Source organism: Streptomyces sp. Ag109_O5-10 (assembly GCF_900105755.1).
Taxonomy (GTDB): domain Bacteria; phylum Actinomycetota; class Actinomycetes; order Streptomycetales; family Streptomycetaceae; genus Streptomyces.
In genome coordinates, this window is the sequence record NZ_FNTQ01000001.1 from 7,789,170 (window position 1) to 7,812,941 (window position 23,772).

Consider the following 23,772-nt stretch of genomic DNA (forward strand, 5'->3'; position numbering starts at 1 on the left):
GGTCAATGGTTCGGACCAATTTCGCGGCTTTCGGATGTCGGCCCGGTATTCCTGGAGTAAGCGGTCGTTAACTGGTGACGAGACGTCCCCGATCGGGCATACTCACTGCGCAGCCGCAGGTCAGCAGCTTCCGAGACCCGGAACGCCGACCTCGGCCGCACTCGTACGACAGGCGGAGCCGCCCCTATCCCACGGGCCGTGACCGTCGTTGCCCGACAGGGAGGAGACCGACGCCATGTCCGACCGCGACCCGCAGCCGGTGGAGCGTCAACTGCCGACGGACGAGGCGAGGGACCTGCTCAGGCTGGTCCGTGAGATCGCCCGGCGCGAGATCGCGCCGAAGGCGGCCGAGGAGGAGGACGCCGGGCGCTTCCCGCGCGAGGTCTTCACCCTGCTCTCCGAGTCGGGCCTGCTCGGGCTGCCGTACGACGGGGAGTACGGCGGCGGCGACCAGCCCTACGAGGTCTACCTCCAAGTACTGGAGGAACTGGCCGCGGCCCGCCTCACCGTCGGCCTCGGTGTCAGCGTGCACACCCTCGCGAGCTACGCGCTCGCCGCCTACGGGACCAAGCAGCAGCAGGTCGAGCACCTGCCCGCGATACTCGGCGGCGGCCTGCTCGGTGCCTACTGCCTCTCCGAGCCGGCCTCCGGTTCGGACGCCGCCTCCCTGCGCACCAGGGCCGTCCGGGACGGCGACTCCTGGGTGATCAACGGCACCAAGGCCTGGATCACGCACGGCGGCGTCGCCGACTTCTACACGGTCATGGCCCGCACCGGCGCCGAGGGCTCGCACGGGATCACCGCCTTCCTGGTCCCCGGCGACGCCGAGGGCCTCGGCGGCGCGGCGCCCGAGAAGAAGATGGGCATGAAGGGCTCGCCCACCGCCCAGGTCCACTTCGACGACGTCCGGGTCCCCGACGACCGCCGTCTCGGCGAGGAGGGCCAGGGCTTCGCCATCGCCCTCTCCGCCCTGGACTCAGGGCGGCTCGGCATCGCGGCCTGCGCCATCGGCCTGGCCCAGGCCGCCCTGGACGAGGCGGTCGGCTACGCCACCGGGCGACGGCAGTTCGGCCATCCCATCGCCGACTTCCAGGGCCTGCGCTTCATGATCGCCGACATGGCCACCCAGATCGAGGCAGGCCGGGCCCTCTACCTCGCGGCGGCCCGGCTGCGCGACGCGGGCCGGCCGTTCGCCAAGCAGGCCGCCATGGCCAAGCTGCACTGCACCGACACCGCGATGAAGGTCACCACCGACGCCGTCCAGATACTCGGCGGCTACGGCTACACCGCGGACTTCCCGGTCGAGCGCTACATGCGCGAGGCCAAGGTCCTGCAGATCGTCGAGGGCACCAACCAGATCCAGCGGATGGTCATCGCCCGTCACGTGGCGGGGCCGGAAAGTCGCTGAACTCGCTGAACTGCCCGCGGGTGACCGTCGGCGCCGCCAGCCTGACCCACTCCGGGTCGTGGCGGCCCGGCAGGGCGCGGCCCCGGTCGGCCCAGGTCCGCATCAGATCGCGGTAGATGGGCGGATCCTGCGGCGAGGGCGGCGGCAGCGACGCCGCGGGCGGGGGCACGAAGATCCGGCGCTGACGGCCGAGAGCGGTGTGGGTGGTCGTCATGCCCGGCCAACGCGGGGACGGTCGCCCTGGTCACCGGTCCCCCGAATCGTGCGTGAGTTCGCGGACGTCCGTTCCCGGATCTGGCCCCCCTTCGTTTTCTGACGTACCGTCAGCCGGACCGTCTCCAGCCTCCGGGGAGGCCCGCCATGGCCGACGACCGTCCCGTACCGCTCGACGAGTACCCCGTGCACCAGGTCCCGCTCTCCATGAAGCACGTCGCCACCGGGGACCGGAACGCCTACGACCGCTGCATCTTCCACGTCCTCGACCACGACGGCCGCGCCCTGTTCATCCTCGGCCTCGGCGTCTACCCGAACGTCGGGGTGATCGACGCCTACGCCACCTTGCGCACCGGGGACACCCTGCACGCGGTCCGCGCCTCGGACGCCCTCGGTGACGACCGGATGCGGCTCGCGGTCGGCCCGCTGCGCATCGAGGTCGAGGAGCCGCTCCGGCGCATCCGCCTGACCTGCGACGACGACACCCTCTCCTGCGACCTCGTCTGGGCGGCCGGCTTCCCGGCCCTGTGGGAGCCGCACCACCTGCAACGCCGGGGCTGCCGGCTGACGTTGGAGGGCCGCAGGTTCGTGCAGGCCGGGGGAGTGTCCGGGGTGATCCGGGCCGGCGGCGAGGAGTTCCGCGTCGATCCGGGCGGCTGGACCGGCACCCGGGACCGCAGCTGGGGCGTCCGCCCGGTCCCGGGGGAGGAGGGCGGGCGGCTCGCCGAGGAGAACCCGACCGAGGGCTTCCACTGGATCTGGTGCCCGGTCCGCTTCGAGGACCGCTTCCTGATGGTCATCACCCAGGAGGACGCCGACGGCTACCGCACCCTGAACGACGCCACCCTGGTCCGCCCCGGCGACCGCGACCGCCAGCTCGGCTGGCCGCGGACCGAGATCGCCTACCGCTCCGGCACCCGCCACCCCGAGCGTGCCGTCGTCCACCTCGGCGACCCGCGCGAACCCCAGGAACTGGAGGTGGAGATCCTCGCCTCCTCACCGCTCGCGGTCGGGGCCGGCTACCCACCGGCGGACGACTGGCAGCACGGCACCTGGCAGGGCCGGGGCTGGGTGGACCGCCGTACCTACGACCTGACCGCGCCGCACCCCCGCGCCGCCTACGGCGTCACCGACCACTCCGCCCGCTTCCGCCTCGACGGACAGACCGGCCACGGCATCTTCGAGCACGGATCGTACGGCAGACACGATCCCAGCGGCTTCGCCGGCTTCGACTCGGTGGCGCCCTGAAGGAGGAGGCCGGGATGACGACGAAACCGCGTCCACGCACCAGCACCCGCGACCCGGAGGACCTCGCACGCCGGCTGACCGCCTGGCTGGACCTCCGGCTCCCCGGCGCCAAGGCCACCGGTGTCACGGTTCCCGCCTCCAACGGCATGTCCAGCGAGACCCTGCTCTTCGAGATCGAGCATCCCGAACCGCCGGTGCGGGCGTGCGCGTTGCGACTGGCGGCGGATCCGTCGGCGTACACGGTCTTCCCGTCGTACGACCTCACCCGCCAGTACCGCACCATGCGGCTGGTCGCCGACCGCACGGATCTGCCCGTGCCCCGCGTCCTGTGGCTGGAGGAGGACCCCGGACCGCTCGGCGCGCCCTTCTTCGTGATGGAGCGCGTCGAGGGGCGCGTCCCGCCCGACGTCATGCCCTACACGTACGAGGGGAACTGGCTGCATGCGGCGACCGACACGGAACGCGAGCACCTCGAAGCCGCCTCTGTCGGCCTGTTGGCCAGACTGCACGACCAAGCCCCCGTCTCCGAGGCGGAGTTCCTCGCTCTTCCCGGGGACGGCGGGGCCCTGCACCGGCATGTCGAGTCCCAACGGCGCTACTACGACTGGGTGGTGGACGGACTCGCCCGCTCACCCCTGATCGAGGCAGCCTTCGACAGGCTGGCGGACCTGTGGCCGCGCGAACCCGGCACGCCCGTCCTCAACTGGGGCGACGCCCGGATCGGGAACGTCGTGTACGACGGGTTCGACCCTGTCGCCGTCCTCGACTGGGAGATGGCGGCCGTGGCCCCGCGCGAGGTGGACCTCGGCTGGGCGGTCTACCTGCACCGCTTCTTCCAGGACCTCACGGCCGCCTCAGGGCAGCCGGGACTGCCCGCGTTCCTGCGCCGCGACCGGGTCGAGGCCCGCTACGCCCGGCTGACCGGCCACATCCCGCGGGACATGGAGTTCTACACCCTCTACGCCGCCCTGCGGCACGCGATCGTGATGCTGCGCATCGCCTACCGCCAGGTGCACTTCGGCGAGGCCTCCGTCCCCGCGGATCCGGACACGCTGATCCTGCACCACGGGAGTCTGCGCGCCCTGGTGCAGGGCAGGTACTGGGACGCGGTGCGGTGACTCAGGCAGCCTGACGGAGAGCGCGGCCGGGGCGCAGCGCCGGTACGCGCATCGGGCGCGAGCCCGGGCCGCCGACGTGCGAGAAGGGCTGCGTCCGCCAGTCCAGACCCTGCGGGAGGGTGAGCAGGAGGGCGGTCTCCTGCTCCTGCGGCTCGGCCGACTCGTCCGCGGACGGTACGTCGTCCGCCGCGCGGCCCGTGCCGGCACAGACCGTGAGGCCGAACGGGTTCCACGGCGAGGCGCACAGCGCGTGCTCCGGCAGGAACTCCTCGTCCGCCAGCAGCGCGATGGACTGCGCGCAGTCCGGGCAGATCACCCGGAACATCTCGAAGGTGTCGTAGGCGTCCAGTTCCTCGGCCTCGTAGGCGTCGGGTTCGACGCCCTCCGGCTCGGGCTCGACCACCAACTGCGGGCGCTTGGACACGGAACGACCAGGGCGCTTAAGACTCTGCATGGGTAACTCCCCCTCGGGCTGGGCCGTTACGGCGCTGCGGCCTCGACCACAGCAAGCACTTCCCGTCCGCTCTCCGCGGTAATCACGAGGACATCACGGAGCCTGTTCCAGGGCTGTGGCGTTCGTCACATGCCGTACGCAGGTGCCCGCTGCGGTGGATTTGTCCGCCGGGCGCCCCGCAGCCGACGCTCCCTGACATCACGAACCGGCCATGACCTGGGCCGCTGAGCTATCCGTGGAGATCAGGCGCACTGTAGTTTTTGCGCCATGGAGGAGCTGGACCGTCAAATCGTGCAGCTGCTCGTCAAGGACGGGCGGATGAGCTACACGGACCTGGGCAAGGCCACGGGTCTGTCCACGTCGGCCGTGCACCAGCGGGTGCGCCGGCTGGAGCAGCGTGGCGTCATCCGCGGCTATGCCGCGGTCGTCGACCCGGAGGCCATCGGGCTGCCGATGACGGCGTTCATCTCGGTGAAACCGTTCGACCCCAGCGCCCCCGACGACATCGCGGACCGCCTGGCCGGCGTCCCCGAGATCGAGGCGTGCCACAGTGTGGCGGGCGACGAGAACTACATCCTCAAGGTGCGCGTGTCGACCCCGCACGAACTGGAGGAACTCCTGGCCAGGCTGCGCGGCCTGGCGGGGGTCTCGACCCGGACGACAGTGGTGCTGTCGACGCCGTACGAGGCCCGACCACCAAAGATCTGAGCGGACCGCTGGCGCTGCCTGCCACCCGCCACCGCCCCCGCCGTGGGCAGGCGTTCCGCAGGGCGGAGCGGATGGGCACGGCCGGCAGTGCCGTGTGCCGTGGAACATGGCCCGAGTGCGGACGGGTGTCGGCTGCGGGTGCGTCGTGGCCGGTCGCGCGGTTCCTCCCCCGGCCTTCGGCCGGGGGCGCCCCCAGCGCCCCTGAGGGGCGCGTTCGGGGTGCCCCCGTTCGGAGTGATCGGCGTGAGGGGCGAGACTGGTCCCCATGAGTGAGCGCAGCCCCGAGCCCCAGACCGTTCTTCTCCGTCGCGGCGAGGTCCACAGTCCCGCCGATCCGTTCGCGACCGCGATGGTCGTGGAGCGGGGGCAGGTCGCCTGGGTCGGGTCGGAGGGGGCCGCCGACGCGTTCGCGGACGGGGTCGAAGAGGTCGTCGACCTGGACGGGGCGCTGGTCACCCCCGCCTTCACGGACGCCCACGTCCACACCACCTCCACCGGTCTCGCGCTGAGCGGCCTCGATCTGTCCGGGGCCACCTCGCTGGCCGCGGCCCTGGCGCTGGTCAGGGACTTCGCCGCCGCCCGCCCGGACGACCGGGTGCTGCTGGGGCACGGCTGGGACGCAGCCCGCTGGGCCGACGGCCGCCCGCCGACCCGCGCCGAACTGGACGCGGCCACCGGCGGCCGCCCCCTGTACCTCTCCCGTATCGACGTCCACTCGGCGGTCGTCACCACGGCCCTGCTGGACATGGTCGCCGGTGCGGTGCCCCGGGAGGACGCCCCGCTGACGAGCGACGCCCACCACGCCGTCCGCACCGCCGCGTTCGCGGCCGTGACGCCCGCCCAGCGCACCGAGGCCCAGCGCACCGCCCTCGCGCACGCGGCCTCGCTCGGCATCGGCACCGTGCACGAGTGCGGCGGGCCGAAGATCTCCTCCGAGGACGACTTCACCGGGCTGCTGCGGCTCGCCGAGGAACGGCCGGGACCGCGCGTCGTCGGCTACTGGGCAGAGGCGGACGACGAAGGCATCGCCACGGCCCGTCGGCTGGGCGCGCTCGGCGCCGCCGGAGACCTGTTCGTCGACGGTTCCCTCGGCTCCCACACCGCCTGCCTGCACGAGCCGTACGCCGACGCCGGTCACAGCACCGGGTCCGCCTATCTGGACGCGGCCGCCGTCGCGGCCCACGTCACCGCCTGCACCGAGGCCGGTCTCCAGGCCGGCTTCCACGCCATCGGCGACGCCGCCGTGACCGCCGTCGTGGAGGGCGTGCGCGCCGCCGCCGAGAAGGTCGGCCCGGCCCGCGTGCGCGCCGCCCGGCACCGCGTCGAGCACGCCGAGATGCTCACGCCCGAACACATCGCGGGCTTCGCCGAACTCGGCCTCATCGCGTCCGTGCAGCCCGCCTTCGACGCGCTGTGGGGCGGCCCGGACGGCATGTACGCCCAGCGGCTCGGCGCCGGCCGGGCCCGCACCCTCAACCCCTTCGCCGCCCTCCTCAAGGCCGGCGTCCCGCTCGCCTTCGGCTCCGACAGTCCCGTCACGCCGCTCGATCCCTGGGGGACCGTCCGGGCCGCCGCCTTCCACCACACGCCCGGGCACCGGGTCTCCGTGCGTGCCGCGTTCACCGCGCACACCCGCGGCGGCTGGCGCGCGATCGGCCGGGACGACGCGGGCGTCCTCGTGCCGGGAGCGCCCGCCGACTACGCGGTCTGGCGCACCGACGAACTGGTGGTGCAGGCGCCGGACGACCGGGTCGCCCGCTGGTCCACCGACCCGCGCTCCGGCACCCCGGGCCTGCCCGACCTGAGCCCCGGCCGCGAGCTGCCGGTCTGTCTGCGCACCGTGGTGGGCGGCCGGACCGTGTTCGTACGACCGGGCGAGTGACCTCACACATTCGTACGACCGGGCGAGTGACCTCCCACATTCGTACGGCCGGGCGAGTGATCTCCCGGGGTGGCGCGGCCGTGATCGACGGCCGACCCTGCGTCGCGCGACCTGCGCATCCTCTGCGCTGACCAGGGGTTTGAGGGAATGTCCGCAGGTCAAACGGCTGTTGACAGCCAGCGGCAGCGGGCCGGTAGGTTCGGCGGAGTCCACCACCGGACGCCCGACCGGGGAGCAGTTCGCGCACTCGTCGCAGCGCCGCTGGGTCAGGGACGGTGTGCCGCACCGGGGCACCGTCACTGGGAGCCAGGCTCAGCGCCCGCGCCGACGGGGGAACGTTCCGGCCGGTCGGGAGGTGTGACCCGGGTGGGGCCCGGAGCTCAGTAGACAACGGCTTTCGGTCGACCCGCAGCCAGCGGGTCCCAGGTCGGCCCGAAGGGCGCCGGGCCCCCATCCGCAGGGGAACAGAGTGGCGAAAGCACGTATGGCCGCCACCCGAAACGGGCATCCTTACCCCGTTCTTGCGGAATCGACACCACCATCCGAATGAGCCGTCGCGTCAGTGCAGGCCGCGGCCACTATGGTGGTCCCCTGCGTACGACATGAAGGGGCAGCAGTGAACGACGGCGACGGAACCCTTGCGGCACAGTCCCAGGGGAGGCGGTTCGGTCCGCTCGGCACGGCTTTGGTGATCATTCCCACGTACAACGAGGCGGAGAACATCAAGTCCATCGTCGGCCGGGTGCGCCAGGCCGTCCCCGAGGCGCACGTGCTGGTGGCGGACGACAACAGCCCCGACGGCACCGGCAAGCTCGCCGACGAACTGGCCGTCGAGGACGACCACGTCCAGGTACTGCACCGCAAGGGCAAGGAAGGCCTCGGCGCCGCCTACCTCGCCGGCTTCCGCTGGGGCATGGACAACGGCTACGGCGTGCTCGTCGAGATGGACGCCGACGGCTCCCACCAGCCGGAGGAACTGCCCCGGCTGCTGACCGCACTGAAGGGCGCCGACCTGGTGCTCGGCTCCCGCTGGGTGCCCGGCGGCCGGGTGGTCAACTGGCCGAAGTCCCGTGAGTTCATCTCCCGGGGCGGCTCCCTGTACTCCCGGCTCGCCCTCGGCCTTCCGCTGCGGGACATCACCGGCGGGTACCGCGCCTTCCGCCGCGAGACCCTCGAGGGCCTGGGGCTCGACGAGGTCGCCTCGCAGGGCTACTGCTTCCAGGTCGACCTGGCGCGCCGCGCGATCAAGGCCGGCTATCAGGTCGTCGAAGTGCCCATCACCTTCGTCGAGCGGGAGTTCGGCGACTCCAAGATGAGCCGCGACATCCTCGTCGAGGCGCTGTGGCGGGTCACCTCGTGGGGCGTCACCGACCGGTTGGGCCGCATGACCGGCAAGGGCGGGCCTTCCTAGCCGACGGCCGGGAAGCCCACAGTTCCGGTTGATCATCCTCTTATGCCGCACTGAGCCGCGCACAGGCACACTGGGTGCATGACGACTGGCGCGCAGACACCTCCGTACACCACCCGGCCCCGCCGCTCCCGGCTCGGCAGATACCTGCCGCTGGGTCTCGCGGTGTGGCTGGTGCTGGAGATCTGGCTGCTGACGGTGGTCGCGGGCGCGGCGGGCGGCATGACCGTTTTCCTGCTGCTGGTGGCGGGCTTCGTCGCCGGTTCGGTGGTCATCAAGCGGGCCGGCCGGCGCGCCTTCCGGAGCCTCAACGAGGCGATCCAGCGCGGCGGCTCCCCGGAGCGCGGCGGTGGCAACGGCCTGATGATGCTGGGCGGCCTGCTCCTCATGATCCCCGGCCTGGTCTCCGACGCCCTCGGCCTGCTGCTCCTGCTGCCCCCGGTCCAGAAGGCCGTCTCGCGTTTCGCCGAGCGCACCCTCGACCGCACGCTCCGCGCCTCCGCCCCCGGCACCCTGGGCGACGCCTTCCAGCAGGTCCGCATGCACCGCCCGGACGGAAAGGTCGTCCAGGGCGAGGTCATCCGGAACGACGGCCCCCGGCCGGGTGACGAGCCGACGGGGGAGCGGCCGCCGCTGACGCGGTGAGCGTGCCTGCCGCACAACGTGCCTGCCGCACAACGGCCGAGGGCGCCGTACGTTCACAGAACGTACGGCGCCCTCGGCTGTTTGTGTCGGCTTCCGCTTAGCGGAACTGCACGGGCTATGCGGACTTGCGGCTGTCCCTGGGATGAATCGCGATGTTCATCGCCCCGGAACGCAGAACCGCCAGACGCTCCTCAAGGACCTCTTCGAGTTCCTCACGGGTGCGCCGCTCCATCAGCATGTCCCAGTGGGTACGCGCGGGCTTGGCCTTCTTCTCTTCAGGGCCGTCACCGTCCACGAGGAGTGCCTGGGCCCCGCAGACCTTGCACTCCCACTCCGGCGGGATCTCCGCCTCGACCGAGAAGGGCATCTCGAACCGGTGCCCCTTCTCGCATGCGTACTCCACGGCCTGGCGCGGGGCCAGGTCGATACCGCGGTCCGTCTCGTAGCTGGTCACCACGAGGCGCGTACCGCGAAGAGCTCGCTCACTCATGAATCGTGCCTCCCGGGCTTGTCGCCCACAGGACAGGTGTCGCTGTCGTCGTCATCCGGTCAACGTCCGGTCGGCGGTAAAGATTCCCGTTCCGGGTCATGCGTCGCCGTCGTAGCCGCCCCTTGTTGTACCCACCAGCGCCCGGTTTGTCACATCTGCTAACAGATGTCACCCAGCGTTTCGGCATCTTTGACGCGCAGTAACGGTACGCCTGGCAGGCCAAACGCGTACACTACCGCCCTTCCGCGTTGAACGCTAAATCTTCCGCGGAACCGGGTTGCCGGCCTCGCCGATCGCCCGCCGCACCGGCACCCGCGCGAGCAGCGCGAACCCGATGACGAAGAAGGCCACCAGCGAGATGATCGCCGAGCGGTAGCTCCCGGTCAGCTGGTAGGTGATCCCGAACAACAGCGGTCCCAGCCAGCTCATCCCCCGATCGCTCATCTCGTACGCCGCGAAGTACTCGGCTTCTTTTCCGGGCGGAACGAGATGGGAGAACAGGGAGCGGGACAGGGCCTGGCTGCCGCCGAGGACGAGACCGATGGCGGCGGCGAGGGCGAAGAACCACACCGGCGCGCCGGCCGGCAGGAAGTACCCGGCCGCCAGCGTCACGGTCCATGCCACCAGCGATCCCAGGATCGTGCGCTTCGCCCCGTACGTCCTGGCCAGCCGCCCCATCGTCAGCGCCCCCGCCACGGCCAGCACCTGCACCATCAGGACCGCGCCGATGAGTGTCGACTGACCGAGCCCGAGCTCCTGCGAGCCGTAGACGGACGCCTGGGAGATCACGGTCTGGATGCCGTCGTTGTAGACGAGGTACGCCAGCAGGAAGGAGAGCGTCAGCGGATGGCGGCGCATGTCCCGGGCCGTCGCCGCGAGTTGACGCAGCCCCGGAGCCGGCGCCCCCTCCGCGCGGCCGCCCCGGTCGCGCAGCCGGCGCAGTGGCACGAGGGTGAAGGCGCCCCACCACAGGCCCGCCCCGGCCAGGCAGATGCGGACCGCCTCCGTCGCGGAGAGGCCGAAGGAGTCGTGTGCGGAGTAGAGGACCAGGTTGACGATCAGCACCAGTGAGCCGGCCACGTAGCCGAAGGCCCAGCCCCGGGCGGAGATCGTGTCGCGTTGCTCGGGCGGGGCGATCTGGGGGAGGTAGGAGTTGTAGAGCATCAGGGCGACGGACTGGGCGGCGTTCGCGACGATCAGCAGCAGACCGCCGAGCAGATAGCGGTCGCCGTCCAGGAAGAACATGCCCGTCGTCGCCGCGGCCCCGGCGTACGCGGCCACGCCCAGCAGCTGCTTCTTGCGGCCCGACCGGTCGGCCGCGCTGCCCACCAGGGGCATGAGCACGACCGCGAGGATCACCGACAGGGAGACCGAGTAGGCGAAGAAGGAGCCCGCCCTGACGGGGATGCCCAGCGGGTGGACGTAGCCGCCGGCGTCCGCCGCGTGGTCGGCGACCGACGTGAGGTACGGACCGAGGAACACGGTCAGGACACTCGTCGAGTAGACCGAGCACGCCCAGTCGTAGAAATACCAGCCGCGCTGTTCGCGCCGCAGTTCGGTGCCCTCGTCGAAGACCCCCGATTGCACGGTTTCGGTGCCCACCCGCGCCCTTGCCTCTCCCGCAGCACTACCGCCCGCGCGCCTCAGAACCAGACGCCGCGCTTCTGCATGACCTCACGCAACGTGTCGATGTGATCGGTCATGATGCCATCGACTCCCAGGTCCAGGAGCCGGTGCATCCGCTCGCGTTCGTTGATGGTCCAGACGTGGACGTGCAGCCCGCGCGCGTGGGCGGCGCGCACGAAGCGCCGGTCGACCACCGGGACCCCCGACTGGGACTCGGGCACCTGGGCGGCCACCGCCGACCGGCGCACCGATGCGGGCAGTCCCCAGGAGCGCAGCCGCAGCCCGACCACACCGCGCGTGCCGAACGAGGTGGCCAGGCGCGGCCCGGCCAGCCGCTGTGCCCGCAGCACCCGTGCCTCCGAGAACGACCCGACGCAGACCCGGTCGTAGGAGTCCGTCTTCTCGATCAGGCCGAGGAGCGGCCGCAGGGCCGGTTCCGCCTTGGCGTCCACGTTCCAGCGGACGTCCGGGAACTCCTCCAGCAGCTCCTCGAACAGGGGAAGCGGCTCGCGGCCCGCCACACGCGCCTGCCGCACGTCCTCCCACGGCAGGTCGGCGATCCGGCCGGCCCCGTCGGTGACCCGGTCCAGGGTGTCGTCGTGGAAGGCGACGAGCCTGCCGTCCGCCGTGGCGTGCACATCGGTCTCGATGTACCGGTAGCCGAGTTCGACCGCGCGCCGGAACTGCGCCACGGTGTTCTCCAGGCCGTCCGCGGTTCCGCCCCGATGGGCGAAGGCGATGGGGCCGGGGTGGTCCAGGTACGGGTGGCGGATCAGCGTGCTCACTCGCGCAGTATCGCGCGCTCGGGTGACTCCGTGGCAACGACCGTGCTGCGGCCGGGTGCCGCCGGGACGGCGAACACCCTCAGGAACAGCTGGGCCAGGGGGCCGATGGACACGGCGTAGAGCAGGGTGCCGACGCCGGCCGTCCCGCCGAGCGCGAACCCCGTGACCACCACCGCGACCTCGATCGCCGTACGGATGAGCCGGATCGAGCGGCCGGTACGCCGGTGCAGCCCCGTCATCAGGCCGTCCCGCGGGCCGGGCCCGAAGCTCGCCGCGATGTACAGGCCGGTCGCCGCCCCGTTGAGCACGATGCCGGCCGCCATCAGCGGAATCCGCACGGCGAACGCGTGTGCGTCGGGGAGGACGGCGAGCGTCGCGTTCATGGCGAGGCCGATGACGAAGACGTTGGAGACCGTGCCGAGTCCCGGCCGCTGGCGCAGCGGGACCCACAGGAGCAGCACGGCGGCCCCGACGACGATCGACACCGTGCCGATGCTCATTCCGGTGTGACCGGCGAGTCCCTGGTGCAGTACGCCCCAGGGCTCCAGGCCCAGGCCCGCCTCGACGAGCAGCGCGGAACTGACGCCGTACAGCGTGAGTCCCGCGTAGAGCTGGACCAACCGTCGCCCGAGACGGCCTTGCGTGGACAACAGGCACCCCCTGGTGGAAAAGCCGGCGTGGAAAGAGCAGCGGTCAGCGGTGGAATAGCGGCGGTGGAGAAGGTGGCGGTGGCAAAGGTGGACTGGCTCATGTCACTCTGTGGCTTGGAAGGGAAAGCCATCCATGGCCAATTCGGGGAAGGTGGACTGATTCACATGGCGCAGTGGACCTCTGCGGTGGGGCCCGCGCAGCTCGCCCGGCTGCTCAACTCGCAGCAGGACCGCCCGGCCGGCCCCGGCACCCGGCGGCCGCCCGCCTACCGCGCCCTCGCCGACGGCATCCGGCTGCTGGTCCTGGAGGGCCGCGTCCCGGTCGCCGCCCGGCTGCCCGCCGAACGCGAACTGGCCCTCGCCCTGTCCGTCAGCCGTACGACGGTGGCGGCGGCGTACGAGGCGCTGCGGGCGGAGGGCTTCCTGGAGTCCCGCCGGGGCGCGGGCAGCTGGACCGCGGTCCCGGCCGGCAACCCGCTCCCGGCCCGCGGCCTGGAACCCCTGCCCCCCGAGGCGCTCGGCTCGGTGATCGACCTGGGCTGCGCCGCGCTGCCGGCCCCCGAGCCGTGGCTGACCCGCGCGGTCCAGGGCGCCCTGGAGGAACTCCCCCCGTACGCCCACACCCACGGCGACTACCCGGCCGGCCTCCCCGTCCTCCGGTCGATGATCGCCGAGCGCTACACGGCGCGCGGGATCCCCACCATGCCCGAGCAGATCATGGTCACGACCGGTGCGATGGGCGCGATCGACGCGATCTGCCACCTCTTCGGCGGGCGCGGCGAACGCATCGCCGTCGAGTCGCCGTCCTACGCCAACATCCTCCAGCTGATGCGGGAGGCGGGCGCCCGCCTGGTGCCGGTGGCGATGGCCGAGGGGCTGAGCGGCTGGGACCTGGACCGCTGGCGCCAGGTGCTGCGGGAGGCGGCGCCCCGGATCGCGTACGTGGTCGCCGACTTCCACAACCCCACCGGGGCGCTCGCCGACGACGACCAGCGGCGCCGGCTGGTGGACGCGGCGCGCTCGGCGGGCACGGTGCTGGTCGCCGACGAGACGATGACCGAGCTGTGGCTCGACGACGACGTGCAGATGCCCCGCCCGGTCTGCGGCTTCGACCCGGCGGGCTCCACCGTCATCACCGTGGGCTCCGCCAGCAAGGCGTTCTGGGCGGGCATGCGCATCGGCTGGGTACGGGCGGCTCCCGACGTGATCCGCAGTCTCGTCGCCGCGCGGGCCTACGCCGACCTGGGCACACCGGTGCTGGAGCAGCTGGCGGTGAACTGGCTGTTCAGCACCGGGGGCTGGGCCCAGGCCGTCGACCTGCGCCGGGCCCAGGCCCGCGAGAACCGGGAGGCGCTGGTGACGGCGGTACGGCGGGAGCTCCCGGAGTGGGAGTTCGAGGTGCCCAGGGGCGGCCTCACCCTGTGGGTCCGTGCCGGGGGCCTGTCGGGCTCGCGGCTGGCGGAGGCGGGGGAACGGGTGGGGGTACGCGTCCCGTCCGGTCCGCGGTTCGGCGTCGACGGGGCCTTCGAGGGCTATGTGCGCCTTCCGTTCACCGTGGGCGGAGCGGTGGCGGACGAGGCGGCGGCACGGCTGGCCGCGGCGGCGCGGTTGGTGGAGTCGGGGACGAGTGGGGGGAGCGGCGAGGCACCGCGGACTTTTGTGGCGTAGCGGTGGGGCAGCGCTTCGGCTGCGGGCGCTGGTGCCGGCTCATCAAGCCGCGGGCGTCGTGCCCGCTGGGGCCGCACGGGTGGGCGCGGGCGGCACCCGGCAAGCACCGGTGACCGTCCCCACCGGCTCAGCCCTCGGCGACCGCGGCCTCCATCGGCATCCCCGCCTGCTCCACCCCCTCGCTCCTCGGCGGCAACAGGGCCAGCACCGCCTCCCGGTCCACCTCGCTCGTCGCGTCGTCGTACGGATCCGGAGTCGACGGCACCTGAAGCCGCAGCACCGGACCGTGCCCCAGCCGCGCGTACCCCCGCCCCGGCGGCACCTGCGCCAACGGCGTCGTGTGCGGCGGCGCCCCCAGCACCGCGGCCAGTTCGTCCGGCAGCGCCGGTCCCAGCACGACACGCGCGCACGCGTGCTGCCGTACCGCCTCGCTCAACACGTCCGCGTTGTCGAGCTGCTCGGCGACCACCACGGTGACGTTGGCCGCGCGGCCGTGCCGGAGGGGAGCCGCCAGGAGGGCCTGCGGGTCCTTGTGGCCGTCCGCCGCGGCCAGGTGGACGAAGGCGCTGGGGCGGTCGAGGAGGATCCACAGGGGCCGCCGGCAGTCGTCCGGCGGCGGGTGGCCCGCCTGGCGTGCGCGGCTGAGGGCGATGAGCCGCCGCTCCGTCTCGTTCGCGGCCCACTCCAGGCTGGCCAGGGCCCCGGCGAGCCCGCACTCCACGGCGAGGACCCCGTCCCGGCCGGCGAGGCACATGTACTCGCCGGTGCCGCCGCCCTCGACGACGAGGATGTCCCCGTACTGGAGGGCCTGCAGGGCGACGGAGCGCAGCAGGGTCGAGGTACCGCTGCCGGGGCGGCCCATGACCAGCAGGTGCGGTTCGGTGGAGCGGGCGCCGGTGCGCCAGACGACCGGCGGTACGTCACGCTGCTCGTCGCCGTACCCGAGCGGAAGCGTGCGCTGGACCTCGCCGGGGTCGGTGAACCCGAGGACCGTCTCGCCCGGCGCGGTGACGAAGCGCTGCGCGGCGATGTCGGTGGGCAGCGGGGCGAGGACGGTCACCGTGAGCCGGTTGCCCTCCTCGTCCCACGCGAAGTGGTACTCGCGGCCCCGTCCGGACTTCGCGGTGAGCAGGTTCTCGATCCGCGCGCGGGCCTGCGGCTCGCCGTCCGGGAAGTACGCGGGGTAGCGGAGCAGCAGCTGGCCGAGGCGCCCCGCGTCGTCGAACTCGTGGGCGAGGAAGGCCTTGTCCCACTCCCCGCCGTGTGCGTACAGCGGCGCCGGGTCCTCGGCGGCCGAGAAGTACGGCACCAGGGCCTCGTACAGGGACTGGAGCCGCTGGGTCTGCGACTCGTCGGGGCCCTCCGACGGGGGTGGGGTGCGGTCGCGGCCCTGCCAGGCGCTCGCCGCCATCAGCGTGATGACGGCGAGCAGCGGTCCGTACGGCACCAGCGCCACGACCAGGACGACCGAGGCCGCCAGGAACAGGAGCGGCCCGCGCTTGTCCTTGGGTGTCTCCGCCCATCTGCGCCGCCCGGCCGCGGCCAGCCGGCTCAGCCCTCGGGTCACGGTGATGAGGGGGTGGAGAACGTCGGTGGCGTTGTCGGCGGCCGTCCGGGCCAGCTCCCGGCTCCGGGCGAGCTGCGCGCCGCCGTTGCTCAGAATGCGGGGGAGAGGGCGCCGGGCCACTGCTGTCTCCTCACGGTGCGTACGGGCGGTGGGGCGTCAGAACTTGATGCCGCCGAGCAGGCTCGCCAGGCTCTCGCCGCCTGCCTTGATGCTCGGTGCGATGGCCGTGCTGGAGAGATAGAAGCCGAAGAGCGCCGAGACCGTGGCGTGCGACGGCTTCAGTCCGTCCTTCCGGAAGAAGAGGAAGACGACGATGCCGAGCACGATGACGCCTGAGATGGAGAGGATCATTTGAGATCTCCTGGTGTCGAAGGGGGACAGTCACCATGAGCTCTTCCAGGATCACAGCAGGTATCCATACGATTAAAGGTGTAAATGGGTGAATCTGGACTTATTTCACCCATTCGGCCGATCATTCTTGCTCTGTGTTGGCCGGATCGGCCGCCCCGTGGTGCGGGAAAGTGGTCGCGCGGCGGGGTTGCGGTGATCTTTACCTCGGGCAGATCCGGTCATGTGCACCGCTGAGCCAGTACGCTGGCGATTCACTCGTACGGCGCCGCGGCCCGCCCGTTGCCGTACGCTCCCCCAGTCCGCGATAGTCCCCGCAGTGCACAGGAGAGGCGGTCCGGCCGATGAGCGAAGCCCCCGACCCCGAGGTCGTGGAGCTGGCGACCAAGATCTTCGATCTGGCCCGGCAGGGGCGGACCGAGGCGCTCGTGGCGTACCTCGACGCGGGCGTTCCGGCCAACCTCACCAACGACCGCGGCGACTCCCTCGTGATGCTCGCCGCCTATCACGGCCACGCCGCGGCGGTGCGTGAGCTGCTCGCCCGCGGCGCCGAGGCGGACCGCGTCAACGACCGAGGCCAGACGCCACTCGCCGGAGCGGTCTTCAAGGGCGAGACGGACGTCGTCAAGGTGCTGGTGGAGGCCGGCGCGGACCCCGCGGCGGGCACGCCCTCGGCCGTCGACACCGCGCGGATGTTCGGCAAGACGGAGGTTCTGGAACTGTTCGGCACCTCCTGACCCATCTGTTCTGACCAGCTAAAACACACAAAACGGGGGAGGCGGTACAGGGCCGCCGAAATTTCGGTCGCGGCAGGTCGAAGTGCCGAGTCATCATGACGTCGTGATTCACGGACGCGATGGCTGGGCAGGTGTTGCCGCACCGCGCGGGCCGTGATGCGGCCCGCATGGGCCACTGACGAGAGGCAGAGAGAAATGGTCTACAGCAAGCAAGAGACGGCGGGCGCTCCGACGTTGTGTCACGCGGCCAGGTAGTGCGTGTTCTCCGGTTGCGTCGACGCTTGATGTGAGGCTGTTTCCCATGTTCGATCCGGTCATAGCGCCCAGCGGTACGCTGCTCGGCCTGCTGCAGCGGGGCCGTGGCGACGGCACGCTGCACGCGCTCACCGCCCCGCGCGCCGAGGCGCTCGCGGCGCTGAACCACTGCGTGCTCCACGACCCCCGCCACGACTGGCAGGTGGAGAACCGCTCCCTGTACTACGCCCGGCTCTACCTCGACCTGCACGGCGAGCTGGACGCCGTCGAGGCGCACCTCTTCGACGCCGAGGACGTCCTCGACACCGAGGAGTCCCGCACCGGCCTCGCGCTGGCCGTCCTCGGGCACCTCGCCTCCTACGGCAGGCGGGACGCGCTCGACCTGCTGCGCAGGTATGCCGCGACGGGCTCCAACTGGGCGTGGGCCCTGGACGAGCTGGCGCTGCGCGACGACGACGCGGGCCTGCGCGCCCTCGCCGTCCCGGTGCTGGGCCGTTTCACCACGGACACCGAGGGCGAGGCCGAGCTGGCCGCCGCCGTACGGGACGCGTTCGAGCCACGGCCCTGGCGGCTGTGGGCCGAGGATCCTCGCGAACCCATCGCCACGCGTGTGCGTGCCGCGCAGGAGGCCGGCTGCTTCGACCGCTGGCAGCGCCAGCTGCGGCCCACCGGGCCCCGGCCGGGGTGGAGCGTGCGGGCCGTCTTCGAATGGGCCCAGCAGGGCATCGAGCGGGGCGCGGCCCTCCATGTGCCGGCCGCCCGCTGTCTGGTCGCCGTCGCCGGTCCCGAGGACCGGCCGGAGATCCTCCAGGCCGCCAAGGACGGCACCGACGGAGCCCGCTGCACCGCACTGCGCTACCTCGCCGACAGCAACGACCCCGACGCGCTGCACCTGATCGAGGCCGCGGTCGCCGACGGCACGGTCACGGTCGTGGAGGCCGCCGTCGACGCCTTCGAACGCATGCGCAGTGTCGCCGCCGTCGACCGAGCACGCGGCTGGGCCCACCGGCCGGACCCGCTCGGCGCCGCCGCCGGCCGGATGCTCGCCTGCCGGGGCGGAACCAAGGACAGCGAACTGGTGCTCGCCGCGCTGCGGGAGGCCGTCCGCGGCGAAGGCCCGGACGCGCCGACGCTGTGGACCCTCGTCGACGGCACCGGGCGCCTCGGCATCGTCTGCGCCGCCCCCGTCCTGCGCCACGTCTACCGCGAGACCGCCTCGTCCCACCTGCGTGGCCGCGCCGCCCGCGCCCTCGCCGCCACCGACCCCTCCTTCGCCACCGGCTTCGCCGTCGAATGTCTGTGGGACTGTGAGGAGACCACCCGCGAGCTCGCCGCCCGGCACGCCGAGACCGGTGACGCCCGGGTCGTCGAACAGCTCCGCCGGCTCGCCGCCGACCCCGCCGAGGAGGCGGAGGTGCAGACGGCCGTACGCAGCCGTATCGGACCGGACCCGGCTGCCATGTGACATCTCCCGGACCCGGCTGCCAGGTGACATATCACTGCATCGGACACCCGCCGCACCTCGGGAAGCACGGGAACCACGGGGGATCCCGTACACGTTCCACACGCGGACGACCGCCCGCCGGGTGAACGGCCGGTGACCGCCGGGGCAGCCGGGCATGGACGCCGGTTGGCCCGCTCGGGTGTGCAGGGCAACGCTCATGGGACGTTTAACCGTCGGAAAGATCCACTTTGACGCGACCACGTCCAGCACGGCGACAACACCGGTATGCGTGTCGTCATCGTGACCGAATCCTTTCCCCCCGACGTGAACGGCGTGGCCCACTGCGCGCTCCAGACCGCCCGACACCTCGTCGACCGCGGTCACGCTCCCCTCGTCGTCGCTCCGGCCCCCGCCCCCGGAAACAGGCTCGCCGCGGCCGCCGCGCCCTGCCCTGTCGTCCACGTCCCCTCCCTTCCGCTCCCGGGCTATCCCCAGGTCCGCGTGGCTCTCCCCAGTCGTAAGCTCGCCGCCGCGCTGATCGAGCACCGCCCCGACGTGGTGCACCTGGCCAGCCCCTTCATCCTCGGCGTCCGCGGCATGGCCGGCGCCGCCCGGCTCGGCATCCCGGCCGTCGCCGTCTACCAGACCGACCTGGCCGGATATGCCCGCACCTACGTGGGCGCCGGCGAGGCGGCCGCGTGGCGGCGGATCCGGTCCGTGCACGGCGCCGCCGACCGCACCCTCGCCCCGTCCACCGCCTCCATCGGCGACCTGGAGGCGCACGGGGTGCCCCGCATCCGGCTGTGGCAGCGTGGCGTGGACACCGTCCGCTTCCGCCCCGAGTTCCGCGACGAGGCCCTGCGCCGCGAGATCGCCCCGAACGGCGAGGTCATCGTCGGCTACGTCGGCCGTCTCGCCCCCGAGAAGCAGGTCGAACTCCTCGCCGGGGTCTGCGGCCTGGAGGGCGTGAAGGTCGTGATCGTGGGCGACGGGCCCGCCCAGGCCCACCTCACCGAGGCGCTGCCGGGCGCGGTCTTCCTCGGCCGCCGCACCGGCGACGACCTCGCGCGGATCTTCGCCTCGTTCGACGTCTTCGCGCACACCGGCCCCTTCGAGACGTTCTGCCAGACCGTCCAGGAGGCCATGGCCAGCGGTGTCCCGGTCGTGGCGCCCGCCGTCGGCGGTCCGATCGACCTGGTCGACCACGGCCGCACCGGGTTCCTGGTCCCGCCCCGCGACGCCGGTGCCGTACGGGAGGCCGTGGCCTGCCTCGTCGCCGACGCCGGGACGCGGGCCGCGTTCGGCCACGCCGCGCGGACCACGGTCGAGGGCCGCACCTGGGCCGCCGTCGGCGACCAGCTGATCGGCCACTACGAGGACGTGCTCGCGGCGCGCCGGCCGGTGGTGGCGGCATGAGCGCCACCTCGCCGGGCCCCCTGCGCATCGTCCGGCTGGCCAACTTCGTCGCCCCCGCCTCCGGCGGCCTGCGCACCGCACTGCGCGAACTCGGCAAGGGCTTCGTGGCGGCCGGGCACGAGCCGGTGCTGGTCGTGCCGGGCGAGCGCTACTCGGACCGGTACGAGGAGCAGGGCCGGGTCATCACGCTGCCCGGCCCGCTGCTGCCCGGCACCGGCGGCTACCGCGTCCTCGTCGACAGGAAGCGGGTGCAGAGCCTCCTGGAACACCTCGCCCCGGACCGCCTCGAGGTGTCCGACCGCACCACCCTGCGCTGGACCGGCCGCTGGGCCCGGCGCGCCCGGATCCCGGCCGTGATGGTCTCCCACGAGACCGCCGACGGAGTCCTGCGCACCTGGGGCATGTCCGAGAACATGTCCCGGCGCACCGCCGACGCGCTCAACATCCGTACCGCGCACACGTACGCGCGCGTGGTGTGCACGACCGAGTTCGCGGAGCGCGAGTTCATCCGCATCGGCGCGCGCAACGTCGTACGCGCCCCCCTGGGCGTCGACCTCACGGGCCGCCATCCCTCGCTGAGCGACCTCGACCTGCGGGCCCGGTACGCGCGCGAGGACGAGGCGCTGCTCGTCATGTGCTCGCGGCTGTCCGTGGAGAAGCGGCCCGGCACCGCGATCGACGCCGTCGAGGCGCTGGCACGGCGCGGCCGCCGGGTGATCCTGGTCGTGGCCGGCGACGGGCCGCTGCGGGAACGCCTGGAGCAGCGGGTGCGGGAGCGCAGGCTGCCGGTGACCTTCCTGGGGCATGTCTCCGACCGGGACAGCCTGGGCGCGCTGCAGGCGTCCGCCGACGTGGCCCTGGCGCCGGGACCCGCCGAGACGTTCGGACTGGCCGCCCTGGAGGCCATGGCCTGCGGGACGCCCGTCGTCGCCAGCGCCTCCTCCGCGCTGCCCGAGGTGATCGGTTCGGCCGGCGCCACCGCGGCCGACCGCGGCGAGGCGTTCGCCGACGCCGTGGAGACGCTCCTGGAGCGGCCCGCGGCCGAGCGCCGGGAAACGGCACGCGCGCGTGCGGAGTGCTTCGGCTGGGAAACGGCCGTGGAGGCGTTCCTCGCCGCCCACGACGCGCCGGTGCTGTCCCGTCGTGACGAGAGCCTTGACCACAGTCATGACGAGAGCGGAACGACGGCGCCGGTCCGTCGTGTCGTGCCGGAGGGCGTGGCATGAGAACGGTTCGCTTCGTGGCGCTCGGCGACTCGCTGACCGAGGGCGTGGGCGATCCCGCCGGCGACGGGTGGCGCGGCTGGGCCGCGCTGCTGGCCGGCGGACTCGCCGCGAAGGAGGTGGAGTTCACCAACCTCGCGGTCAGCGGTGCACAGACGCGCGACGTGCTGGAACGCCAGACCCCGGTCGCGCTGGAACTGCGCCCCGACATCGTCGCCGTCGTCATAGGCGTCAACGACACCCTGCGCTGCACGTTCGACATCCACGCGGTGGCCGAACGGCTCGACAAGGTCTACGCGGCCCTGACCGAGCGGGGCGCGACCCTGCTCACGGCCTGCCTGCCCGACCCCGGTGCGATGTGGGGGCTCCCGGGCGCCCTCGCCCGGCCGCTGGCCCGCCGGGGACGTGCGGTCAACGCGGTGGTGCACGCCTTGTCCGAGCGGTACGGGGCGGTCCACCTGCACGCCTCGGAGGGCGCCTGGCTCACCGACCGCGAGATGTGGAGCGCGGACCGGCTGCACCCGTGCGAGCGCGGGCACCGGCAGCTCGCCGTCCGCTTCCACGCCCTGCTCGCCCCGCTGGGCATGGCGACGGGGACGGCGCCGTCCGCCGAGCCCGAGTTCCCGCCGCCGACGAAGAGAGCGAGCCTCTTCTGGCTGGCCACGGCCGGCAGCGCCTGGGTGATCAGGCGCTGCCGGGACCTGCTGCCCCAGCTGCTGCGGCTGGCCGTCGACGAGATGCGGCACCGCCGCAGGGGCACCAGCGCCCGCCTGGACCTGAGCGCGTCCGCCGCGGTCTCCGCCGCGCTGGCCGCCCTCCAGCCGCCGGAGCGGCCCGCGGACGCCGCGTGACGAGGCCACCGCGATGATCCAGCCACGCCGGACGCCGGTTCGGCCGCGCGGTACGCCGGTTCGGCTGCGCGGCACGACGTGGTACGGCGGTTCAGCGACGGCGTACGGCCACGAAGCGGACCGGGATGCCCGGGACCGCCTGGGCCGCCGCCGGGAGGTCCGCGGTGCGGACCACCGCGATCACCGGATAGCCGCCGGTGGTCGGATGGTCGGCCAGGAAGACCACCGGACGCCCGTCCGGCGGCACCTGCACGGCGCCGAGAACCATGCCCTCGCTGGGGAGTTCACCGGTACGGGCCCGGTCCAGGGCGGGCCCCTCCGTGCGCAGCCCGATGCGGTTGCTCGCCGACGACACGCGGTACGCGCGCGAGGTGAACGCCCGGACGGCCTCCTCCGTGAACCAGTCGGCCCGCGGGCCGAGCGTCACCCGCAGCACGAGTTCCGCCGGCGGGGACGGCTGCGGTACGACATCCACGCGCGCGTGCGGTCCCACGGGTGTGCCCAGCGGCAGCACCGTGCCGTCCGCCAGCGGGGCGGGACCGAGCCCGGAGAGCAGGTCCGTGGACCGGCTGCCGAGCACCGGTTCCACCGCGATCCCGCCGGAGACGGCCACGTAGCCCCGTACGCCGGAACGGGCCGTTCCCACCTCCAGCAGTTCCCCGGCCGCAACGACGACCGGCGCACCCCAGGCCGCCGGACGCCCGCCCACCGTGACGGGGCACGGCGCGCCGCCGACCGCCACCACGACCGCCGAACGCGGCCGCACGGCACAGCCGTTCAGCGTCGTCTCCAGAACGGCCGCGTCCGGTGCGTTGCCGACCAGCCGGTTCACGAGTGCCGCGGCGGGCGCGTCCAGCGCCCCGGAGCGGGGCACCCCCAGATGCGCGTGTCCTGGCCGCCCCCGGTCCTGCACGGTGGTCAGCGCACCGGCCCGTACGACGACGAGCGCGCGGTCGGTCATACGTCCCCCACCGGCACGAACCGCACGCGCGTCCCCGGCGCCAGCAGCGCGGCCGGCACGCGCGCGTGGTCCCACAGCACCGCCTCCGTCGTCCCGATCAACTGCCAGCCGCCCGGCGAGGAGCGCGGGTAGACACCGGTGTACGGCCCGGCCAGCGCCACGGCGCCCGCGGGCACCGAGGTGCGCGGGGTGGCCCGGCGCGGCACGTCGTACCGGGCGGGCAGTCCGGTGAGGTAGCCGAAGCCGGGCGCGAAGCCGCAGAACGCGACCGTGAACTCGGTGCCCGCGTGGATGCGGGCCACCTCCCGCTCGGGAACCCGCCAGTGGGTGGCGACCACGGCGAGGTCCGGACCGTCGTAGCGCACGGGCAGCTCGACCGCCGCACGCGCGCGCGGGGGAGCGGGCGGGACCACGGCGGTGGCCAGTTCGGCGGCCAGGCGGGCCGGGTCGCCGAGACCGTCGAGCAGGACGGTGCGGGCGGCGGGCACGATCTCGCGGACCGTGAGCGAGCCCTCCGCCCGGCGGCGCAGCAACTCGGCGTGCAGGGCCTGGGCCTGCGCTCCGGACCCGACCTCGACGAGGAGGGCGTCGTCGCCGACCGGGTGGACCGTCAGGGACACGGCCGAGGGACGGTCCGTGCTCGCGCCCGAGCTGGCGCCCGTGCCCG

The 23,772-nt window shown here is 73.0% G+C and carries 23 protein-coding genes; 13 read left to right on the top strand and 10 right to left on the bottom strand.

The window, feature by feature from the left end:
* The first annotated feature begins 235 nt into the window (after positions 1-235).
* Positions 236-1,408, top strand: a complete 1,173-nt coding sequence (locus tag BLW82_RS35555; RefSeq protein WP_093505497.1) for an acyl-CoA dehydrogenase family protein — start codon at positions 236-238, stop codon at positions 1,406-1,408.
* Here the strand turns inward: BLW82_RS35555 and BLW82_RS35560 are convergent.
* Positions 1,371-1,622, bottom strand: coding sequence for a hypothetical protein (locus tag BLW82_RS35560; RefSeq protein ID WP_177233174.1), 252 nt, complete (start codon positions 1,620-1,622; stop codon positions 1,371-1,373). The two genes, BLW82_RS35555 and BLW82_RS35560, sit on opposite strands and share 38 nt — an antisense overlap.
* Positions 1,623-1,768: 146 nt before the next feature.
* Between BLW82_RS35560 and BLW82_RS35565 the strand changes: the two genes are divergently transcribed.
* Positions 1,769-2,869 (top strand): Rv3169 family protein, encoded by a 1,101-nt coding sequence (locus BLW82_RS35565; protein WP_093505499.1) that lies wholly within the window; start codon positions 1,769-1,771, stop codon positions 2,867-2,869.
* Between the two features lie 14 nt (positions 2,870-2,883).
* Positions 2,884-3,987, top strand: a complete 1,104-nt coding sequence (locus BLW82_RS35570; RefSeq protein ID WP_093505501.1) for a phosphotransferase family protein — start codon at positions 2,884-2,886, stop codon at positions 3,985-3,987.
* A gap of 1 nt (position 3,988) precedes the next feature.
* Here the strand turns inward: BLW82_RS35570 and BLW82_RS35575 are convergent, their stop codons facing one another.
* The gene (locus tag BLW82_RS35575; RefSeq protein ID WP_093505503.1) at positions 3,989-4,441 is read right to left on the bottom strand and encodes a hypothetical protein; all 453 of its coding nucleotides are present in this window, start codon (positions 4,439-4,441) and stop codon (positions 3,989-3,991) included.
* Between the two features lie 267 nt (positions 4,442-4,708).
* On the opposite strand from BLW82_RS35575, the gene BLW82_RS35580 reads away from it, so the two are divergent.
* From BLW82_RS35580 to fxsA, 4 genes are all read left to right on the top strand, one after another.
* The gene (locus tag BLW82_RS35580) at positions 4,709-5,149 is read left to right on the top strand and encodes an Lrp/AsnC family transcriptional regulator (protein WP_093505505.1); all 441 of its coding nucleotides are present in this window, start codon (positions 4,709-4,711) and stop codon (positions 5,147-5,149) included.
* A gap of 265 nt (positions 5,150-5,414) precedes the next feature.
* Positions 5,415-7,031, top strand: a complete 1,617-nt coding sequence (locus tag BLW82_RS35585; protein ID WP_093505507.1) for an amidohydrolase — start codon at positions 5,415-5,417, stop codon at positions 7,029-7,031.
* Positions 7,032-7,647: 616 nt separating this feature from the next.
* A complete protein-coding gene (locus tag BLW82_RS35590; protein WP_093505509.1) occupies positions 7,648-8,442 on the top strand; it encodes a polyprenol monophosphomannose synthase in 795 nt (264 codons plus the stop codon).
* Positions 8,443-8,520: 78 nt separating this feature from the next.
* Positions 8,521-9,084: an FxsA family membrane protein gene (gene fxsA, locus BLW82_RS35595; protein WP_093505511.1), complete on the top strand. Its 564-nt coding sequence runs from the start codon at positions 8,521-8,523 to the stop codon at positions 9,082-9,084.
* A gap of 115 nt (positions 9,085-9,199) precedes the next feature.
* On the opposite strand, the gene BLW82_RS35600 is transcribed toward fxsA, so the two are convergent.
* The 4 genes from BLW82_RS35600 to BLW82_RS35615 form a co-directional block, all read right to left on the bottom strand.
* Positions 9,200-9,574 (bottom strand): RNA polymerase-binding protein RbpA, encoded by a 375-nt coding sequence (locus BLW82_RS35600; RefSeq protein ID WP_010046329.1) that lies wholly within the window; start codon positions 9,572-9,574, stop codon positions 9,200-9,202.
* A gap of 255 nt (positions 9,575-9,829) precedes the next feature.
* Complete coding sequence (locus BLW82_RS35605) at positions 9,830-11,176, bottom strand: MFS transporter (protein ID WP_107408588.1); 1,347 nt, start codon at positions 11,174-11,176, stop codon at positions 9,830-9,832.
* Positions 11,177-11,217: 41 nt separating this feature from the next.
* Complete coding sequence (locus BLW82_RS35610; RefSeq protein WP_093505513.1) at positions 11,218-11,985, bottom strand: glycerophosphodiester phosphodiesterase family protein; 768 nt, start codon at positions 11,983-11,985, stop codon at positions 11,218-11,220.
* Complete coding sequence (locus BLW82_RS35615; RefSeq protein WP_093505515.1) at positions 11,982-12,635, bottom strand: membrane protein YczE; 654 nt, start codon at positions 12,633-12,635, stop codon at positions 11,982-11,984. Before BLW82_RS35615 ends, BLW82_RS35610 begins: the two co-directional genes overlap by 4 nt.
* Before the next feature lie 165 nt (positions 12,636-12,800).
* Here BLW82_RS35615 and BLW82_RS35620 point away from each other — a divergent pair, with 165 nt between their 5' ends.
* A complete protein-coding gene (locus tag BLW82_RS35620) occupies positions 12,801-14,303 on the top strand; it encodes an SCO1417 family PLP biosynthesis transcription factor (RefSeq protein WP_093505517.1) in 1,503 nt (500 codons plus the stop codon).
* A gap of 127 nt (positions 14,304-14,430) precedes the next feature.
* Here the strand turns inward: BLW82_RS35620 and BLW82_RS35625 are convergent, their stop codons facing one another.
* Together BLW82_RS35625 and BLW82_RS35630 are read right to left on the bottom strand one after the other, a co-directional pair.
* Complete coding sequence (locus BLW82_RS35625; RefSeq protein WP_093505519.1) at positions 14,431-15,990, bottom strand: hypothetical protein; 1,560 nt, start codon at positions 15,988-15,990, stop codon at positions 14,431-14,433.
* 36 nt (positions 15,991-16,026) lie between these two features.
* On the bottom strand, positions 16,027-16,221 hold the full coding sequence (locus BLW82_RS35630; RefSeq protein ID WP_093505521.1) for a hypothetical protein: 195 nt from the start codon (positions 16,219-16,221) through the stop codon (positions 16,027-16,029).
* Positions 16,222-16,562: 341 nt separating this feature from the next.
* Here BLW82_RS35630 and BLW82_RS35635 point away from each other — a divergent pair, with 341 nt between their 5' ends.
* The 5 genes from BLW82_RS35635 to BLW82_RS35655 all read left to right on the top strand — a co-directional run bounded on the left by BLW82_RS35635 (position 16,563) and on the right by BLW82_RS35655 (position 22,144).
* Entirely contained in the window at positions 16,563-16,955 is a 393-nt protein-coding gene (locus tag BLW82_RS35635; protein ID WP_093505523.1) for an ankyrin repeat domain-containing protein, read from the top strand.
* A gap of 301 nt (positions 16,956-17,256) precedes the next feature.
* Positions 17,257-18,675, top strand: coding sequence for a HEAT repeat domain-containing protein (locus BLW82_RS35640; protein WP_093505525.1), 1,419 nt, complete (start codon positions 17,257-17,259; stop codon positions 18,673-18,675).
* A 264-nt stretch (positions 18,676-18,939) separates the two neighbouring features.
* A complete protein-coding gene (locus BLW82_RS35645) occupies positions 18,940-20,070 on the top strand; it encodes a glycosyltransferase family 4 protein (RefSeq protein ID WP_093505527.1) in 1,131 nt (376 codons plus the stop codon).
* Positions 20,067-21,296 (top strand): glycosyltransferase, encoded by a 1,230-nt coding sequence (locus tag BLW82_RS35650; protein WP_093505529.1) that lies wholly within the window; start codon positions 20,067-20,069, stop codon positions 21,294-21,296. Before BLW82_RS35645 ends, BLW82_RS35650 begins: the two co-directional genes overlap by 4 nt.
* On the top strand, positions 21,293-22,144 hold the full coding sequence (locus BLW82_RS35655; RefSeq protein WP_093505531.1) for an SGNH/GDSL hydrolase family protein: 852 nt from the start codon (positions 21,293-21,295) through the stop codon (positions 22,142-22,144). The genes BLW82_RS35650 and BLW82_RS35655 overlap by 4 nt, the downstream gene beginning before the upstream one ends.
* 91 nt (positions 22,145-22,235) lie before the next feature.
* Here BLW82_RS35655 and BLW82_RS35660 read toward each other — a convergent pair whose 3' ends face one another.
* On the bottom strand, positions 22,236-23,105 hold the full coding sequence (locus tag BLW82_RS35660) for a 5-oxoprolinase subunit C family protein (protein ID WP_093505533.1): 870 nt from the start codon (positions 23,103-23,105) through the stop codon (positions 22,236-22,238).
* Positions 23,102-23,719 (bottom strand): 5-oxoprolinase subunit B family protein, encoded by a 618-nt coding sequence (locus tag BLW82_RS35665; protein ID WP_256216249.1) that lies wholly within the window; start codon positions 23,717-23,719, stop codon positions 23,102-23,104. The genes BLW82_RS35660 and BLW82_RS35665 overlap by 4 nt, the downstream gene beginning before the upstream one ends.
* Between the last annotated feature and the right edge of the window lie 53 nt (positions 23,720-23,772).

Excerpts from the sequence above, each read along its gene's own strand:
- BLW82_RS35635 (WP_093505523.1), top strand. The coding sequence starts at position 16,563 with ATGAGCGAAGCCCCCGACCCCGAGGTCGTGGAGCTGGCGACCAAGATC.
- BLW82_RS35640 (WP_093505525.1), top strand. The coding sequence starts at position 17,257 with ATGTTCGATCCGGTCATAGCGCCCAGCGGTACGCTGCTCGGCCTGCTG.
- BLW82_RS35560 (WP_177233174.1), bottom strand. The coding sequence starts at position 1,622 with ATGACGACCACCCACACCGCTCTCGGCCGTCAGCGCCGGATCTTCGTG.
- BLW82_RS35570 (WP_093505501.1), top strand. The coding sequence starts at position 2,884 with ATGACGACGAAACCGCGTCCACGCACCAGCACCCGCGACCCGGAGGAC.
- fxsA (WP_093505511.1), top strand. The coding sequence starts at position 8,521 with ATGACGACTGGCGCGCAGACACCTCCGTACACCACCCGGCCCCGCCGC.
- BLW82_RS35620 (WP_093505517.1), top strand. The coding sequence starts at position 12,801 with ATGGCGCAGTGGACCTCTGCGGTGGGGCCCGCGCAGCTCGCCCGGCTG.
- BLW82_RS35660 (WP_093505533.1), bottom strand. The coding sequence starts at position 23,105 with ATGACCGACCGCGCGCTCGTCGTCGTACGGGCCGGTGCGCTGACCACC.
- BLW82_RS35655 (WP_093505531.1), top strand. The coding sequence starts at position 21,293 with ATGAGAACGGTTCGCTTCGTGGCGCTCGGCGACTCGCTGACCGAGGGC.
- BLW82_RS35575 (WP_093505503.1), bottom strand. The coding sequence starts at position 4,441 with ATGCAGAGTCTTAAGCGCCCTGGTCGTTCCGTGTCCAAGCGCCCGCAG.
- BLW82_RS35555 (WP_093505497.1), top strand. The coding sequence starts at position 236 with ATGTCCGACCGCGACCCGCAGCCGGTGGAGCGTCAACTGCCGACGGAC.
- BLW82_RS35650 (WP_093505529.1), top strand. The coding sequence starts at position 20,067 with ATGAGCGCCACCTCGCCGGGCCCCCTGCGCATCGTCCGGCTGGCCAAC.
- BLW82_RS35585 (WP_093505507.1), top strand. The coding sequence starts at position 5,415 with ATGAGTGAGCGCAGCCCCGAGCCCCAGACCGTTCTTCTCCGTCGCGGC.
- BLW82_RS35645 (WP_093505527.1), top strand. The coding sequence starts at position 18,940 with ATGCGTGTCGTCATCGTGACCGAATCCTTTCCCCCCGACGTGAACGGC.
- BLW82_RS35600 (WP_010046329.1), bottom strand. The coding sequence starts at position 9,574 with ATGAGTGAGCGAGCTCTTCGCGGTACGCGCCTCGTGGTGACCAGCTAC.
- BLW82_RS35580 (WP_093505505.1), top strand. The coding sequence starts at position 4,709 with ATGGAGGAGCTGGACCGTCAAATCGTGCAGCTGCTCGTCAAGGACGGG.
- BLW82_RS35630 (WP_093505521.1), bottom strand. The coding sequence starts at position 16,221 with ATGATCCTCTCCATCTCAGGCGTCATCGTGCTCGGCATCGTCGTCTTC.
- BLW82_RS35565 (WP_093505499.1), top strand. The coding sequence starts at position 1,769 with ATGGCCGACGACCGTCCCGTACCGCTCGACGAGTACCCCGTGCACCAG.